Raw genomic sequence first — 14,616 nt, forward strand, 5'->3', positions numbered from 1 at the left:
TTAAAATGAATGATCTGCAGCTTCTCTTAAAAAAATACTGGAATTATGAAGATTTCAAAGGATCACAGAAAGCCATAATAGAGGCAGTATTGAATGGTAAAGATGTACTCGCCCTTTTACCTACGGGAGGAGGTAAATCTTTATGTTATCAAATTCCCGCTATGGCAAAGGATGGCATCTGCGTTGTTGTTTCACCTTTGATTGCCCTTATTCAAAACCAGGTTCAACAATTAAAAGATATTGGAATTAAATCAGTCGCCTTAACAGGAGGTATTTCAAAAGACGAATTAATTAAATTATTGGACAATTGCATTTATGGAAATTACAAATTCTTGTATCTCTCACCTGAACGCCTGCAACAGGAGATGGTACAGGAACGAATCGGAGAGATGAATATCAATCTTTTTGCCATTGATGAAGCACATTGTATTTCTCAATGGGGTAATGATTTTCGCCCTGCTTATTTAAATTGTTCTCTTTTGCGGGATATTAAACCGGAAATTCCTGTAATAGCCGTTACAGCTACGGCAACTGCACAAGTTGCTCAGGATATTATTAAGAATTTACGATTTAAAGCGCATGAGATTTTCAAAGATTCGTATACAAGAAAGAATATCTATTTTGGCGTTATTTGGGAAGAAGACAAGCAAAGACGTTTATATGAATTGTGCAGGAATACTCAGCAAAGCGGAATTATTTATGTTCGAACCAGAAGAACTGCACAGGAAATCTCTACTTTTTTAAATCGAAGAAAAATCTCTGCTACTTTCTATCACGGGGGAATTCCAAAGGAAGAAAAGGAAAAGAAGCTTAAACTTTGGTTGGAAAACGAAGTACAAATCATGGTGGCTACAAATGCATTTGGCATGGGGATCGACAAAGCTGATGTTGCTTTGGTAATTCACTATCAAATTCCGGAAAGCATTGAGAATTACTACCAGGAGGCCGGCAGGGCCGGTAGAAATGGCCTTCCTGCAAAGGCGATAATGATAACTAATAAAAACGATGAATTACAACTTAGAAATCAATTTTTAAAAGTCTTACCGGATGTCAGGTTTTTAAAGTTGCTATATAATAAGTTGAACAACTACTTTCAAATCCCCTACGGAACCCTGTCAGGGGAAATATATCACTTTAGATTTGAAGAATTTTGTGAATTGTATAATTTTAATGCTGTCCTGGCATATAACGGGTTACAAATTCTTGATCAGAATTCCGTTATTTCCTTATCCCAAAACTTTACCCGTAAAACTACGGTTCAATTTTTAGTCTCTAAAGACCAATTGTTGAATTATTTGGAAAGACATCAGAAGGTGGCGCCCATTGTTCAAACTATCTTAAGGACCTATGGAGGAATTTTCGATTTCGAAACAAAAATTAATACACTACTAATTTCAAAAAAATCTTCCCTTTCAGAAGAGAAAATTTTGAGCATACTTCAGCAATTAGAGAGCGATAATATCATTTCCCTTAAGGCCATAAACCGGGATCTGGAGCTTCTTTTTTTAGTGCCAAGAGAGGATGACCTCACCATCAATAATTTTGCCAAAAAAGTGGAGATACAACTGAAAACCAAAAAAGACAAAATAGATAGCATGGTTGCTTATATCAAAACTGATACAAGATGCAGAAATCGTCAATTGCTATCTTATTTTGGTGAAGAAAGTACTCAAAATTGTAACAATTGTGATAATTGTACCCGTCCAAAAGGCCTTGATCAAGATAGCTTTCTTAAAATTAAAAGGGATATCATGGCATTGCTTGAAGAAAAACATAGTAGTTCAAGAGACATAATTCAGGAATTACCACAAAATGAACAATTGATATTAAAAGTGCTTCAAAAGTTACTTGAGGATGGGAATATTAGTATTAATACGAAAAATGAATATAACCTGGAACAATGAGAAATTTGAGAATAGTATTTATGGGCACTCCCGAATTTGCTGTAGCCACCCTGGATGGTCTGGTCCAGAAGGGTTACAAGGTAGTAGGGGTAATAACAGCGCCAGACAAGCCTTCCGGCAGAGGTAGAAAACTGCATGAATCTGCAGTTAAAAGGTATTCAAAAGAAGCCGGATTATACATTATGCAACCTACTAATTTAAAAGATGAAAACTTCCTTAATGAACTACGGTCCTTGGAAGCCAATCTTCAAATTGTAGTAGCTTTTAGGATGTTGCCTAAACAGGTATGGTCAATGCCCAAATATGGAACCTTTAACCTTCATGCCTCCTTATTACCTGATTACAGGGGTGCGGCCCCCATAAATTGGGCAATAATCAATGGTGAAAGAGAAACAGGCGTAACCACCTTTTATATTAATGAGAAGATAGACACCGGTGAAATAATTCTTCAAGTCAAAACCCCGATTGATCCCGAAGCTACAGCAGGAAATTTGCATGATAAACTCATGAACCTGGGGTCAGATTTGGTATTAAAAACTGTATCCTTAATAGAGAATAACCAGGTTGTTACTCAAAAACAACCACTAGATACGATCTACAAATCCGCTGACAAAATTCATAGAGAAACCTGTAAAATAAATTGGCAAAAATCTCCCGAAGAGATTTATAACCATATTAGAGGCTTAAGTCCCTACCCTACAGCATGGGCAGTTTTGAAAAACGGCGAGGATTTGCTTACGATCAAAATATACAGTGCCAGATGGCATAAGGAAAAGCACGATTTAAAACCCGGTACTATACAGCATACAAAAAAGCAATTAAAAATTGCCGTTCCCGGAGGCTTTATTGAACTTCTGGAATTGCAGTTACCGGGAAAAAGAAAAATGGCTATAGGAGATGTATTAAATGGACTTAAAATCCATGATTCTGCCCATATGACCTAAAGGCCCATTTCTATTGGGCTGGGAGAATCCACTAAAAAGGGCCAACTTTATCAACAAACGTTTCAAGTTATCAACAAAAACGCTGATTTACCCCAGTTTTGCTTGTCTTAATCGCAAATCCGTATAAATTTGTTCAAGCTTAAAATTATTTAACAAAAATTAATTTAATTAAATTATGAACAAAACAGAATTAATTGATGCCATGGCAGCCAGTGCTGGCATCACTAAAGCAGCGGCAAAAAAGGCATTGGAATCATTCTTAGAGAACGTTGAAGGATCTCTTAAGAAAGGGAATAGAGTATCTTTAGTAGGTTTTGGATCTTGGTCTGTATCTAGAAGAAATGCCAGAGAAGGCAGAAATCCTTCTACAGGAAAGACCATTCAGATTGCAGCTAAAAATGTTGTTAAGTTTAAGGCAGGTTCAGATTTAAGCAGTGCTGTAAACTAACCAATACTTTTATAATATATAAAAGCACCCGTGAAAGCGGGTGCTTTTTTAGTTATACCCGTTTTTGTCTATTAAATAGATTTATCTTATTTTTAAAAGTATTAAAAGACCTATGATAAGTTTAAAACCCAAAAAAGGGAAATTACTAATTGCTGAACCTACACTAACGGGAGATGTTTCTTTCAACCGTTCGGTCGTTCTGCTCGCAGAACATAATGATGAAGGATCTGTTGGATTTATTCTTAACAAACCGCTGGATTATGATATTAGTGATCTTATTGAGGAAATAAATGTTCCGTTTCAGGTATTCAATGGAGGTCCTGTGGAACAAGACAATCTTTATTTTATCCATAAAGTGCCTCACCTAATTGATAATAGTATTGAAATTTCAGATGGTATATTTTGGGGTGGTGATTTTGAAAAAACGATTGCCCTCATCAATCAAAAGGTCATTACGGATAAAGATATACGATTTTTTCTTGGGTATTCGGGATGGTCATCACTTCAGCTTGATCAGGAATTGGATTCAAAATCCTGGATTGTGGTAAAGAATGAATACCAGAGCAATATTATTAAGAAATCTGCATTAGCACTGTGGAAAGAAAAAATGCTGGAGTTGGGTGGCGATTATTTATTGTGGTCTAATGCCCCCGAGAATCCCAGCCTCAATTAAACCTGGCCGCGGCATTTAATTTGCCCAAAATATCCTTGGCCATCACCGTATCATACGTTTTCTTCCGATATTTTGAAATAGGTCGTATGCCCTGTATGCTGTTTGTTATAAATATTTCATCTGCCTGTTGAAGTTCAAAAGGGGAAATAGATTTCTCAACACATTCATAGCCATCAATTTTATTGAGAATATCCAGTATTTTTTTTCGAATAATTCCCCGGAGACAGCCATCTTCCAAGGGTGGGGTTTTTAATACTTTATCCTTAACTAGGAATATATTCCCATTAAGCGCCTCTACAACTGACTTGGTATCATTTAACAACAAACAATTATCATAGCCATTCTCATTTGCATAAATACTCCCGACAACGTTGAGAATCCTGTTCGTAGTTTTAAGATTGGAAAGCATGTTTTTACTTACTGTAAAATCTTTAAAAAGTTCCACCTCATAACTGCCCTCATTTAAAATATAAAAAGCATCCTCTAAATTTTCTGCACTAATAAGATAAGACACATCATTACTCTGTGGTTTATAGTAGCCGCCGTCATTTCTGAAGACTGTAATCCTTATTCGGGCAGTTTTATTTGTATCCTCTTCTGTAAATAATCTTAATATCTCCTCCTCTAAATACTCCATGGTAAAATTCATCGGAATTTCCATTCGTAAGATCCGCATAGAGGACATAAGCCTTAAATAATGCTCTTCCCAAAAAATAATCTTTCCATTTACTACCCTTAGTGTTTCAAAAAGGGCATCCCCGTAAAGAAACCCTCTGTTACGACTATTTAGGTAGTAAGCGTCTTTATCTGCAAGTTTTCCATTGTAATTAACCATAAAAAAAGCCTTGAAAAATCAAGGCCAAATATAACGCTAATATTTATTGAAAATCATTTAGAGCCTAATACTTGTTTAAGATCGGACACCTGGTTCGTCCATAACATCTTAGCCTCTTCCAATTCATCCTCCTCGGCAAAATCCGTTATGAAAAGGGAGACATCCTTGGTAATTTCATCTACTATAATCCNNNNCCATCCCAAATGAAACTGAAAATTTCCCCGCGAGAATTCACGTTGTCAGCAAACCATTCCGATAGTCCCGATGGTGTTGAAAGATACTGGTATAATAACTGGGGCGAAGACTGTATTACAAACTCGATTTCGTATTTTATTTTGTCACTCATTCCACAACATATTTATAATGGACAATATATATATTTAAATATGATAAAAAAATAAAACAGACATATTAATTTTGATGAATGAATTTTGACGGACAAGAAATTAACCTTTATATTTGCAGCCATTTTAAAACCATTGGCGAGGTAGCTCAGGCGGTTAGAGCGCAGGATTCATAACCCTGAGGTCGGGAGTTCAAGTCTCCCTCTCGCTACTTAAAAAGACCACAAATTGTGGTCTTTTTTTATGGTCCATTATTAAGGTATCTGTTTTTGGGTCTAACGCAACCTGAAGTAATAAATTTTTTATATCAAATCGCTCAGGTAAGACAGCACGTTATTTTCAATTCTTTGTTGAATATTTGCAATTTCAGCCTTTACAAAAGTTTCGCCGGTAATATTCTCATATAATTCAATATATCTTTCAGAAACCGTAGTAATGTAATCATCAGACATAAAGGGTACTCGCTGTCCTTCGAGCCCCTGAAACCCGTTTTGTATTAACCATTGTCTAACAAATTCTTTTGAAAGCTGCTTCTGCGGTTCTCCCCTGCCCTGTCTTTCCTCATAGCCATCGGCATAAAAATAACGAGATGAATCCGGGGTGTGTATTTCATCAATCAATAAAATTTCGCCTTCTTTGTTTTTACCGAATTCATATTTGGTATCCACAAGCAACAAACCCCGCTGTTTTGCAATTTCAGTACCTCTTTTAAATAAAGCTCTCGTATAGTTCTCAATGTCTTCCCGGGAAATGTCTTCATCGTGGTTTCCTTCTTCGGCTTTGGTGGCCGGGGTTATTAAAGGTTCATTAAACCTGTCATTTTCAATCATTCCATCGGGCATCTCTACCCCACATAAGGTCCTTTTTCCCAATTTGTATTCACGTGCAGCATGACCCGAAAGATAACCTCTTATCACCATTTCAACCTTAAAAGGCTCGCAGGCCTGACCAATGGCAACATTGGGATCCGGAGTTGCAACCAACCAATTTGGGACAATATCTGAAGTATCGCTCATCATTTTGGTAGCAATCTGATTAAGAATCTGTCCCTTGTATGGAATTCCCTTAGGCATGACAACATCAAAAGCAGATAACCGATCGGTGGCTATCATAATTAGGATATCGTCTTCTAAGTAGTATACTTCTCTTACCTTCCCCTTATATAGATCAATCTGATTGGGAAACTTGAAGTTTGTGGTCATGATTGTTTCAGCCATACCCCAATTAGTTTTGATGCTCAATATTTTTGTATGCATCTATCACCTTCTTTACCAGGTTATGCCTAATTACATCCTTGTCATCCAAATATATGATCTGGATTCCGGGAACGCTTTTCAGAATTAAAAGGGCTTCTTTAAGACCTGATATTACCCTTCGCGGCAAATCTATTTGACCCGGATCACCGGTAATTAAAAATTTTGCATTCTTTCCCATCCTGGTAAGGAACATTTTCATTTGGGCGTGAGTGGTATTCTGTGCTTCATCAAGTATAACAAAAGCATGATCCAAAGTTCGACCTCTCATAAAAGCCATAGGGGCAATTTGAATAGTTCCATTTTCAATAAAATGATTGAGTTTTTCCCCGGGGATCATATCCCTTAAAGCATCATAAAGCGGCTGCATATAAGGGTCTAGTTTTTCCTTAAGATCCCCCGGAAGAAAGCCGAGATTTTCACCTGCTTCAACCGCAGGACGTGTAAGTATAATCCTTTTTACCTCTTTGTTTTTAAGTGCTCTTACAGCCAATGCTACACCGGTATACGTTTTACCAGTGCCTGCGGGGCCAATAGCAAATACCATGTCATTTTTTTCCGTAGAATCAACTAACTTCCGCTGATTAGCGGTCAGGGCTTTAATATATCTGCCATTGACACCGTGAACAATAACATCTCCGCTACTTTCAGATGATTCATAATCTCCTTTTCCATTACTGGAAAGGACCCTTTCTATTACATTTTCATCTATTTTGTTGTACTTGGTGTAATGATCGGTAAGCATTTGAAATCTTTTATCAAACTCATCAAGAAGAGGCTCATCACCATAAACTTTAATTTTACTTCCTCTGGCTACAATTTTTAATTTGGGGAAATGTTTTTTTAAAAGATTAATATTTTCGTTTTGATGTCCGAAGAATTCCCTTGGACTAATAACGGTAAGTTCTAAATTAAGTTCGTTCAAAGAGCAGATTTATTTAATTGTTGTGTACTGTAAGATAAATTTCTGTAGGCTGTTTTTTTCATGTAATTTTGTTGAGCAAACTTAAGTAAAAATCGGTTTGAATACCTAAAAAAATATCAACAGTGCTGCATGGCAATCATCACTTTAACTACAGATTTTGGATATAAAGACCATTTTGTAGGGGCCCTTAAGGGGACTATTTATAAGGAGCTAGCAGATGCTAAAATTGTTGATATCACGCACAACATAAGCCCCTTCAATATTCAGGAATGTGCATATATACTCAAAAATTCCTATAAGAATTTTCCTGATGGAACGATTCATATTGTGGGCGTTGATGCTGAGCCTACTATTGAAAACCAGCACATTGCTGTTCTTGTTGATAACCATTATTTCATTAGTGCCAATAATGGGGTGATTAGCCTGATTACATCTGAGATTGAACCTGAAAAAGTTGTTGAAATAAGTATTCCAAACCCGGTGATTGGTTCCTTTCCGGTGCTTGATATATTCATCAAGGTAGCATGCCATATTGTACGTGGAGGTAAGCTGGAAGTGGTTGGAAAATCATTTGATGAACTGAAAGAACTTAAAGAATTCGCTCCAAGAATAACAAATGAAGGTAAAACAATTGTTGGGAGTGTTATATATATTGATAACTATGGGAATGTGATAACCAATATTCAGAAAAACCTGTTTGAAGCATACCGAAGCGGGCGAAAATTTGAGATTAGTGCGAGAAACAGGAAAATAAACCAAATCCATAACAGGTATAGCGACATCATTAATTTTGATCTGAATAAAAATCAGCGGAAGGGTCCGGGAGATTTATTGGCCCTGTTCAATTCGTCTGACTACCTGGAGCTCGCAATCTATAAAAGTGATTTAAATACCGTTGGTGGTGCCTCTACCCTATTGGGATTGGATTATAGAGATACCATCCTAATAAACTTTTTGTAAATGTTGATACGTATCGTAAAGTTGACATTAAAGAAAGAAAATATTGCTAGTTTTGAGCAGATATTTGAAGAAACTAAGGACTATATCAGAAATTTTGAAGGCTGTTGTTCCCTGGAGTTATATCAGGACAGAGCCAATTCTAATATCTTCTTTACTTACAGTCATTGGGAAAATGAAGAAAACCTCGAGAAATATAGAAAATCTGATTTTTTTAGGACTGTCTGGGGTAAGACTAAGTTGCTCTTCGAAGATAAGGCCGAAGCCTGGAGTGTAAATAGAGTTAAATCAGTTAAATAAGTCTATGCTTGCCATTTTTAAAAGAGAAGTGTTTTCATTCTTTATGACACCCGTAGGTTATTTGATCATCGGGTTTTTCCTTGTCCTAAACGGACTCTTTTTATGGATCTTCAAAGGAGACTTTAATATCTTTGAATATGGTTTTGCCGATCTGAGTAATTTCTTTCTTTTAACACCCTGGGTATTTTTATTCCTTATTCCGGCAATAACCATGAAGAGCTTTTCCGAGGAAAAAAAGTCGGGAACCCTGGAGTTGCTATTTATTAAGCCTTTAAGCATTGGGAAAACCGTTTACGGTAAATTTTTTGGCGCCTTATGCCTCGTGCTAATCGCGTTAATCCCAACTGTGATCTACAGCTTAAGTATCTCACAATTGGGGATAGTACAGGGTAATTTAGATTCTGGTCTTATTTACGGTTCCTATTTTGGCTTGTTTTTCCTGGCCATGAGTTACACAGCCATTGGAATTTTCACCTCCACACTCACAGAAAATCAAATTGTCGCTTTTATTCTGGCCATGGTACTGTGTTTTATCTTCTATTATGGGTTTGAAGGGCTTTCTACACTTTTCAATGATGGGGATAGTGCTCAATTTGTGGTTTCCCTTGGTATGAAATCTCATTTTGAGGGGATTTCACGAGGTGTTTTGGATAGCAGGGATTTGGTATATTTCCTTAGTTTGTCTGTACTCTTTCTGTTTTTTGCAACAGCTCAATTAAAAAACCATTCGAGGTAATGAAAGATAAGAAACTACTAAAGAATGGTCTGGCAGTGGTTATATTTATAATCATCAATGTAATTGCGAGTTTGATTTATAAAAGAATTGATCTTACAGAGGATAAGAGATATACGCTTTCAGAACAATCAATTAAGGTAGTTTCAACATTTAGTTCCCCTGTAATCATTGATATCCTTCTGGAGGGGGATTTACCTGCCGAATTTGCAAAACTCAAAACAGAGACCAATCAGCTGTTGCAGGAATTTGCTGCAAAAAACAAGAATATTAAGTACAGCTTTGTTGATCCACTAGAAGGTAACACTCCTACAGACGCCATTATCGCCGAATTGCAGCGACTGGGACTTACCCCGGCCAATATTACTGTAGAAGAAAATGGCAGAGTTTCACAGGAAATAGTTTTTCCCTGGGCCATGGTGAATTACAATAATCAAACCGTGAAAGTACCCCTGCTAAAAAACAAATTGGGAGCTACCTCAGAAGAACGGGTCACTAATTCTGTAGAAAATTTAGAATATGCCTTTGCAGATGCCTTTACTAAACTTACCATCAAAACAAAAAAACGGGTGGCGGTAATTAAAGGAAATGGACAGCTGGAAGATATCTATTTGGCTGATTTTTTGACGACAATAAAAGATTATTATAATATTGGAGCGATCACCCTGGATTCTGTTGAAAAAGATCCGCAAAAAGTACTGGATCGACTAAAAGAATTCGATTTGGCTCTGATCGCCAAACCAACCGAGGCCTTCACTGAAGAGGAAAAATATGTGCTGGATCAGTTTATTGTCAATGGGGGAAAATCGATGTGGTTAATAGATCAGGTAGCCATAGAATTGGATAGTCTGTTTAACCCTAAAGGCAGCAGCATGTCATTTACAAGAGATCTCAATCTGAATGAATTTTTCTTTAAATATGGAATTCGGATTAATCCTGTGCTTATAAATGATTTGTATTTTACCCAAATAGTTCTTGCCACCGGTGAAGGGAATGATTCTCAATACAACCCGGTACCCTGGTACTATAATCCAATGGTTTTCTCACCCAATAACCATCCTATTAATAATAATCTCGAGGCAATTCGATTTCAATTTGCAAATAGTATAGATACCATATCCAATTCATATCACAAAACTATTCTTTATTCCAGTTCACCACTTTCCAGGCCTGAAGGCACACCCAAATTGATAAGTTTGGACATCATAAATAATCCACCAGACAAAGAAAAGTTTAATGATGGCAATAAACCATTGGCTGTTCTAATTGAAGGTGCTTTTAATTCGGCATATACGAATAGAATTGTCCCGGTTAAACTGGAAGGCACCAAACTAAAAGGGAGTTCAAATAAGATGCTTATTGTCGCAGACGGGGATATTATAAAAAATCAAATAAGGAACAATAGGCCTCTGGAGTTGGGTTATGATAAATGGACCAATAATTTTTTTGGCAACAAGGAATTTTTGGTGAATAGCATCAATTATCTCCTCGATGATACCGGACTTATAAACATTAGAAATAAGAAAGTAAAAATAGCATTGCTGGATCAGGAAAAAATAGCATCGCAAAAAACAAAGTGGCAACTGATTAACGTTGGTCTTCCGGTTATCCTGGTGATCTTTTCCGGACTAGTTTTTAACTATCTGAGAAAGCGAAAATATAGCGCCTAGGTGTTAATAAGTTTGTTTTAAACACTACGACATTTAGGATATATTTGTTTTACAGGAATTTAAACTGCAGAAATCAAAATCATTAGAAAAGGGCATCAATCTTAAAAGCATAAACAACGAATGAAATTTATAGTCTCCAGCACGTATTTATTAAAGCAACTTCAAGTTTTGGGCGGCGTAATTAATAACAGCAATACGCTACCTATTCTCGATAATTTCCTGTTTGTCTTAAGTAAGAACAAACTGACAGTTTCTGCTTCCGATTTGGAGACTACAATGAGTTCTGTGCTCGAAGTTGATTCTGATTCGGAGGGTACTATAGCAGTCCCGGCAAGGCTCTTGTTAGATACTTTAAAAACATTTCCGGAACAACCTCTAACATTTGTCGTCGAAGATAATAATACCGTAGAGATCAGTTCTAATCATGGCAAATATGCTCTTGCTTATGCAGATGGAGCGGAATTTCCTAAGGCTGTTGAATTAGCTAACCCCAGTTCTACGGACATTATGGGGGATATCCTTGCAACTGCCATTCACAAAACTATTTTTGCTGCCGGTAATGATGATTTAAGGCCTGTAATGAGTGGCGTATTCTTTCAATTCTCGTCTGAGCATTTAATTTTCGTGGCTACAGACGCTCATAAATTGGTGAAATACCAGCGTAATGATGTTAAAGCTTCTGAGGTAGCCGAATTTATAATGCCTAAAAAACCTTTGAATCTTTTAAAGGGTATCCTGGCAGGTAGTGAGGAAAATGTAAAAATTGAATACAACGAAAGTAACGCCAAATTTAGTTTTGACAATACGGAACTAATTTGCCGTCTTATCGATGGGAAATACCCCAATTATGAAGCTGTAATCCCAAAAGAGAATCCAAATAAATTAACCATCTCCAGAAATCAACTTCTAAGTTCTGTTCGACGGGTTTCCATCTTTTCGAATAAAACGACACATCAAATACGCCTTAAAATTGCAGGAGCTGAATTAAATATTTCTGCAGAAGATATTGATTATAGCAACAAGGCAGAAGAAAGGTTAACATGTTCCTATCAGGGAGACGACATGCAAATTGGATTTAATTCCCGCTTTTTACTGGAAATGTTAGGGAATCTATCTTCTGAAGAAGTCTGCCTGGAAATGAGTCTTCCCAACCGAGCAGGTATCCTAACCCCAATAGATGGACTGGACGAAGGTGAAATGGTAACCATGCTGGTAATGCCTGTGATGTTAAATAATTAATTACCTGGTCCATAGGAATCATTCTCTGAGCTCGGGAATAAGCAACATCCAAATCTCTTCGCTGCTTAATTAGCACCATATTATTATAGAAATGAACTGTATAAACTCGTTTTAACTTGTTTATTGGCAGTTCGACGTTTTTACAAAATTTTCCTATTTCACGGCGTTACAACCTATACAATATTTACAGTTAAACCCAAATCCAACTACATTATGAAAAAAAATCTCTACCTTATTATGAGTTTTATGATTCTGTTCTCTTGTCAAACTGATGAGATCGAACAAAACAGTGAAACCTTAAATGCGGTTTATTCGAAATCAAAAAAAAATGATCCTACTGCAAAAGATAAGAAAAAAGACTATCAATATATCTGTCATAAACTCAACATTGGCAATGATTGGAAATTTATAACCCTCTATTTACCGAATGAGGCGATTCAGGCTCATTTGGACCATGGGGATGAGCTAGGTGAATGTCCTGTTTCTGAAACCGACCAAGTCGACGGCTGTGACTGCAGTGGTAATGTTACCAGATTAGATCTACGATATAATGGCGCTGATAATGCCACAATTAGCATTACTGGTTCAAATAGTAAAAAAGAAATTTATAGGGCAAAACTAGGTCCCGGAGAATTATTTATTATTAGTGGCTTTGACCGCAATAAAACCTTAGGCGAGGCAATAAATATTTCCGTTGATGGTATATATAATACTGTTATTGACACTGGTTGTTCTGAGCCCAACATTCTTGGCTATACCTATGGGGATTTTACCATTGAAGGAGGTTCCAGCCTTAACGGAGGTGAATTTTGTAGAGGGGAAGTAATGTAGAGTCAAATTATACTGAGTTATTTCAGAAATCAATTTATAAAAAATAAAAATCCAATCTTAGTAGATTGGATTTTTTTATTGTATTGATCACTTTAGGATATAAACGGTATCGTCATAAAATAACTGGGAGATTCTCCATTCGATGCTCTTACAGCATTGACAATTGGTAATATAAACCCAAGTATACCGGTTCCAATTAATGTCAATATACCCAATCCAAGTAACAGGATTGCCGGTATACTCAGCACAATATAAAGCAGTAAACTTAGCTGGAGATTAAGAATAGCTTTTCCATGTTCATCCATTCCTTCCACAGAATTCCGCGATGTAAGCCAAATGATTAAAGGGGTTATAAACCCACCAAAACCAATGATGTAACTTAATAATTGTGTCAAGTGAGTTATAACAAGTAATGGCCTGTCGACCCTAGTTGTTGTTTGATTAATAACTTCCATTTTTGATTGATTTTAAATAGTATACTTATAAGTAGTAATTTTTGGAGAAATGTTACATGAAAAAGTAAAATTAAGATAGCAGCTATATAAAATCAGCTGTGTCAATGAAAATTAGGATCTGGTGTTGGTAAATGGCTTTTTGACTATTTTTGCAGCAAATAGGTATATGATCAAAAAGGATACTATCATTGCATTGGCCACACCACCGGGTACCGGTGCCATTGCGGTTCTTCGATTATCGGGTAAGGACGCCATTACTTTGATTGCCAAACTTTTCAGTTCCGTTAGCAATAAGGATTTAGCAAAAGTAAAGACTCATACCATTCATTTAGGATATCTTCGTGATGGAGATACCGCCATTGATAAGGTCCTGGTATCAATTTTTAAAGGACCTAACAGTTATACCGGCGAGGATGTTGTCGAAATATCATGCCATGGGTCCCAATACATACAACAGCAGATTATTCAATTGTTCATCAGGAATGGTTGTCGACTGGCAGATCCGGGTGAATTTACACTGCGCGCTTTTTTAAACGGCAAAATGGATTTGAGTCAGGCAGAAGCCGTGGCAGACCTTATCGCCAGTGAAAATGAGGCCTCACATAAAATCGCGCTGCAGCAGATGCGGGGAGGTTTCAGCAATGAAATTAAACTCCTTAGGGAAGAACTTTTAAACTTTGCCTCTCTTATTGAGTTGGAGCTGGATTTTGCCGAAGAAGATGTTGAATTTGCTGATCGGGCTGAATTTCAGAATTTATTAAATAGAATTGAGGGGGTATTAAAGGGGTTGGTAGATTCTTTTGCCCTGGGAAACGTCATAAAAAGTGGCATCCCTATAGCTATTGTTGGAGAACCCAATGTGGGTAAATCTACCCTGCTCAATGCCTTGTTAAAAGAGGAGCGTGCAATTGTATCTGAAATTGCGGGGACAACGCGAGATTCCATTGAAGATGAAATCACGATTGGGGGCATTGGATTTCGGTTTATTGATACTGCAGGGATTAGGGAAACCAAGGATAAAGTAGAACGCATTGGCATTGAAAGGACCTACGAGAAAATGGAAAAAGCAGAAGTAGTATTATTTCTTATAACTGCTGCCGATGTG

15 protein-coding genes, 1 tRNA gene and 1 pseudogene are annotated in these 14,616 nt (G+C 36.9%); 12 read left to right on the forward strand and 5 right to left on the reverse strand.

Going from position 1 to position 14,616, the window contains the following annotated elements; translation table 11 throughout:
- The first annotated feature begins 5 nt into the window (after window positions 1–5).
- From Q0X77_RS13015 to Q0X77_RS13030, 4 genes are all read left to right on the forward strand, one after another.
- Entirely contained in the window at window positions 6–1,904 is a 1,899-nt protein-coding gene (locus tag Q0X77_RS13015; protein WP_297798050.1) for an ATP-dependent DNA helicase RecQ, read from the forward strand.
- Window positions 1,901–2,848: a methionyl-tRNA formyltransferase gene (gene fmt, locus Q0X77_RS13020; protein WP_297798051.1), complete on the forward strand. Its 948-nt coding sequence runs from the start codon at window positions 1,901–1,903 to the stop codon at window positions 2,846–2,848. The genes Q0X77_RS13015 and fmt overlap by 4 nt, the downstream gene beginning before the upstream one ends.
- A 175-nt stretch (window positions 2,849–3,023) precedes the next feature.
- A complete protein-coding gene (locus Q0X77_RS13025; protein WP_297798053.1) occupies window positions 3,024–3,296 on the forward strand; it encodes an HU family DNA-binding protein in 273 nt (90 codons plus the stop codon).
- Window positions 3,297–3,408: 112 nt separating this feature from the next.
- Window positions 3,409–3,969, forward strand: coding sequence for a YqgE/AlgH family protein (locus tag Q0X77_RS13030; RefSeq protein ID WP_297798054.1), 561 nt, complete (start codon window positions 3,409–3,411; stop codon window positions 3,967–3,969).
- Here the strand turns inward: Q0X77_RS13030 and Q0X77_RS13035 are convergent.
- On the reverse strand, window positions 3,962–4,804 hold the full coding sequence (locus Q0X77_RS13035) for an aminotransferase class IV (protein ID WP_297798056.1): 843 nt from the start codon (window positions 4,802–4,804) through the stop codon (window positions 3,962–3,964). The genes Q0X77_RS13030 and Q0X77_RS13035 overlap by 8 nt on opposite strands.
- 53 nt (window positions 4,805–4,857) lie before the next feature.
- A pseudogene (locus Q0X77_RS13040) lies at window positions 4,858–5,150 on the reverse strand (START-like domain-containing protein).
- 135 nt (window positions 5,151–5,285) lie between these two features.
- Between Q0X77_RS13040 and Q0X77_RS13045 the strand changes: the two are divergent.
- Window positions 5,286–5,359 (forward strand) — tRNA-Met (locus Q0X77_RS13045).
- A gap of 91 nt (window positions 5,360–5,450) precedes the next feature.
- Here Q0X77_RS13045 and Q0X77_RS13050 read toward each other — a convergent pair.
- Both Q0X77_RS13050 and Q0X77_RS13055 read right to left on the reverse strand, forming a co-directional pair.
- The gene (locus Q0X77_RS13050) at window positions 5,451–6,365 is read right to left on the reverse strand and encodes a phosphoribosylaminoimidazolesuccinocarboxamide synthase (protein WP_297798058.1); all 915 of its coding nucleotides are present in this window, start codon (window positions 6,363–6,365) and stop codon (window positions 5,451–5,453) included.
- Window positions 6,366–6,372: 7 nt separating this feature from the next.
- Entirely contained in the window at window positions 6,373–7,326 is a 954-nt protein-coding gene (locus Q0X77_RS13055; RefSeq protein WP_297798060.1) for a PhoH family protein, read from the reverse strand.
- Between the two features lie 129 nt (window positions 7,327–7,455).
- Between Q0X77_RS13055 and Q0X77_RS13060 the strand changes: the two genes are divergently transcribed.
- The 6 genes from Q0X77_RS13060 to Q0X77_RS13085 all read left to right on the forward strand — a co-directional run bounded on the left by Q0X77_RS13060 (window position 7,456) and on the right by Q0X77_RS13085 (window position 13,056).
- A complete protein-coding gene (locus Q0X77_RS13060) occupies window positions 7,456–8,286 on the forward strand; it encodes an SAM-dependent chlorinase/fluorinase (protein ID WP_297798062.1) in 831 nt (276 codons plus the stop codon).
- Window positions 8,287–8,583 carry an antibiotic biosynthesis monooxygenase family protein gene (locus tag Q0X77_RS13065; protein WP_297798064.1) on the forward strand — a complete coding sequence of 99 codons (297 nt, stop codon included), beginning with the start codon at window positions 8,287–8,289 and terminating at the stop codon, window positions 8,581–8,583.
- A 4-nt stretch (window positions 8,584–8,587) separates the two neighbouring features.
- On the forward strand, window positions 8,588–9,319 hold the full coding sequence (gene gldF / locus Q0X77_RS13070; RefSeq protein WP_297798066.1) for a gliding motility-associated ABC transporter permease subunit GldF: 732 nt from the start codon (window positions 8,588–8,590) through the stop codon (window positions 9,317–9,319).
- Window positions 9,319–10,986 (forward strand): gliding motility-associated ABC transporter substrate-binding protein GldG, encoded by a 1,668-nt coding sequence (gldG, locus tag Q0X77_RS13075; protein WP_297798068.1) that lies wholly within the window; start codon window positions 9,319–9,321, stop codon window positions 10,984–10,986. Before gldF ends, gldG begins: the two co-directional genes overlap by 1 nt.
- A 120-nt stretch (window positions 10,987–11,106) precedes the next feature.
- Window positions 11,107–12,225, forward strand: coding sequence for a DNA polymerase III subunit beta (gene dnaN, locus Q0X77_RS13080; protein ID WP_297798070.1), 1,119 nt, complete (start codon window positions 11,107–11,109; stop codon window positions 12,223–12,225).
- Window positions 12,226–12,438: 213 nt separating this feature from the next.
- A complete protein-coding gene (locus Q0X77_RS13085; protein ID WP_297798072.1) occupies window positions 12,439–13,056 on the forward strand; it encodes a hypothetical protein in 618 nt (205 codons plus the stop codon).
- A gap of 92 nt (window positions 13,057–13,148) precedes the next feature.
- Here the strand turns inward: Q0X77_RS13085 and Q0X77_RS13090 are convergent, their stop codons facing one another.
- The gene (locus Q0X77_RS13090; RefSeq protein ID WP_297798074.1) at window positions 13,149–13,511 is read right to left on the reverse strand and encodes a DUF4870 domain-containing protein; all 363 of its coding nucleotides are present in this window, start codon (window positions 13,509–13,511) and stop codon (window positions 13,149–13,151) included.
- A 166-nt stretch (window positions 13,512–13,677) separates the two neighbouring features.
- Here Q0X77_RS13090 and mnmE point away from each other — a divergent pair.
- On the forward strand, window positions 13,678–14,616 hold a 939-nt coding region (mnmE, locus tag Q0X77_RS13095), incomplete at its 3' end, for a tRNA uridine-5-carboxymethylaminomethyl(34) synthesis GTPase MnmE (protein ID WP_297798076.1).

The organism is uncultured Eudoraea sp. (assembly GCF_947258925.1).
In the GTDB taxonomy this organism is placed as follows: domain Bacteria; phylum Bacteroidota; class Bacteroidia; order Flavobacteriales; family Flavobacteriaceae; genus Eudoraea.

Bases quoted from the DNA above. Each gene is read 5' to 3' on its own strand.
- Q0X77_RS13085 (WP_297798072.1), top strand. From the start codon at position 12,439: ATGAAAAAAAATCTCTACCTTATTATGAGTTTTATGATTCTGTTCTCT.
- fmt (WP_297798051.1), top strand. From the start codon at position 1,901: ATGAGAAATTTGAGAATAGTATTTATGGGCACTCCCGAATTTGCTGTA.
- Q0X77_RS13030 (WP_297798054.1), top strand. From the start codon at position 3,409: ATGATAAGTTTAAAACCCAAAAAAGGGAAATTACTAATTGCTGAACCT.
- Q0X77_RS13065 (WP_297798064.1), top strand. From the start codon at position 8,287: ATGTTGATACGTATCGTAAAGTTGACATTAAAGAAAGAAAATATTGCT.
- gldF (WP_297798066.1), top strand. From the start codon at position 8,588: ATGCTTGCCATTTTTAAAAGAGAAGTGTTTTCATTCTTTATGACACCC.
- Q0X77_RS13060 (WP_297798062.1), top strand. From the start codon at position 7,456: ATGGCAATCATCACTTTAACTACAGATTTTGGATATAAAGACCATTTT.
- Q0X77_RS13050 (WP_297798058.1), bottom strand. From the start codon at position 6,365: ATGGCTGAAACAATCATGACCACAAACTTCAAGTTTCCCAATCAGATT.
- dnaN (WP_297798070.1), top strand. From the start codon at position 11,107: ATGAAATTTATAGTCTCCAGCACGTATTTATTAAAGCAACTTCAAGTT.
- Q0X77_RS13015 (WP_297798050.1), top strand. From the start codon at position 6: ATGAATGATCTGCAGCTTCTCTTAAAAAAATACTGGAATTATGAAGAT.
- Q0X77_RS13025 (WP_297798053.1), top strand. From the start codon at position 3,024: ATGAACAAAACAGAATTAATTGATGCCATGGCAGCCAGTGCTGGCATC.
- Q0X77_RS13090 (WP_297798074.1), bottom strand. From the start codon at position 13,511: ATGGAAGTTATTAATCAAACAACAACTAGGGTCGACAGGCCATTACTT.
- Q0X77_RS13035 (WP_297798056.1), bottom strand. From the start codon at position 4,804: ATGGTTAATTACAATGGAAAACTTGCAGATAAAGACGCTTACTACCTA.
- gldG (WP_297798068.1), top strand. From the start codon at position 9,319: ATGAAAGATAAGAAACTACTAAAGAATGGTCTGGCAGTGGTTATATTT.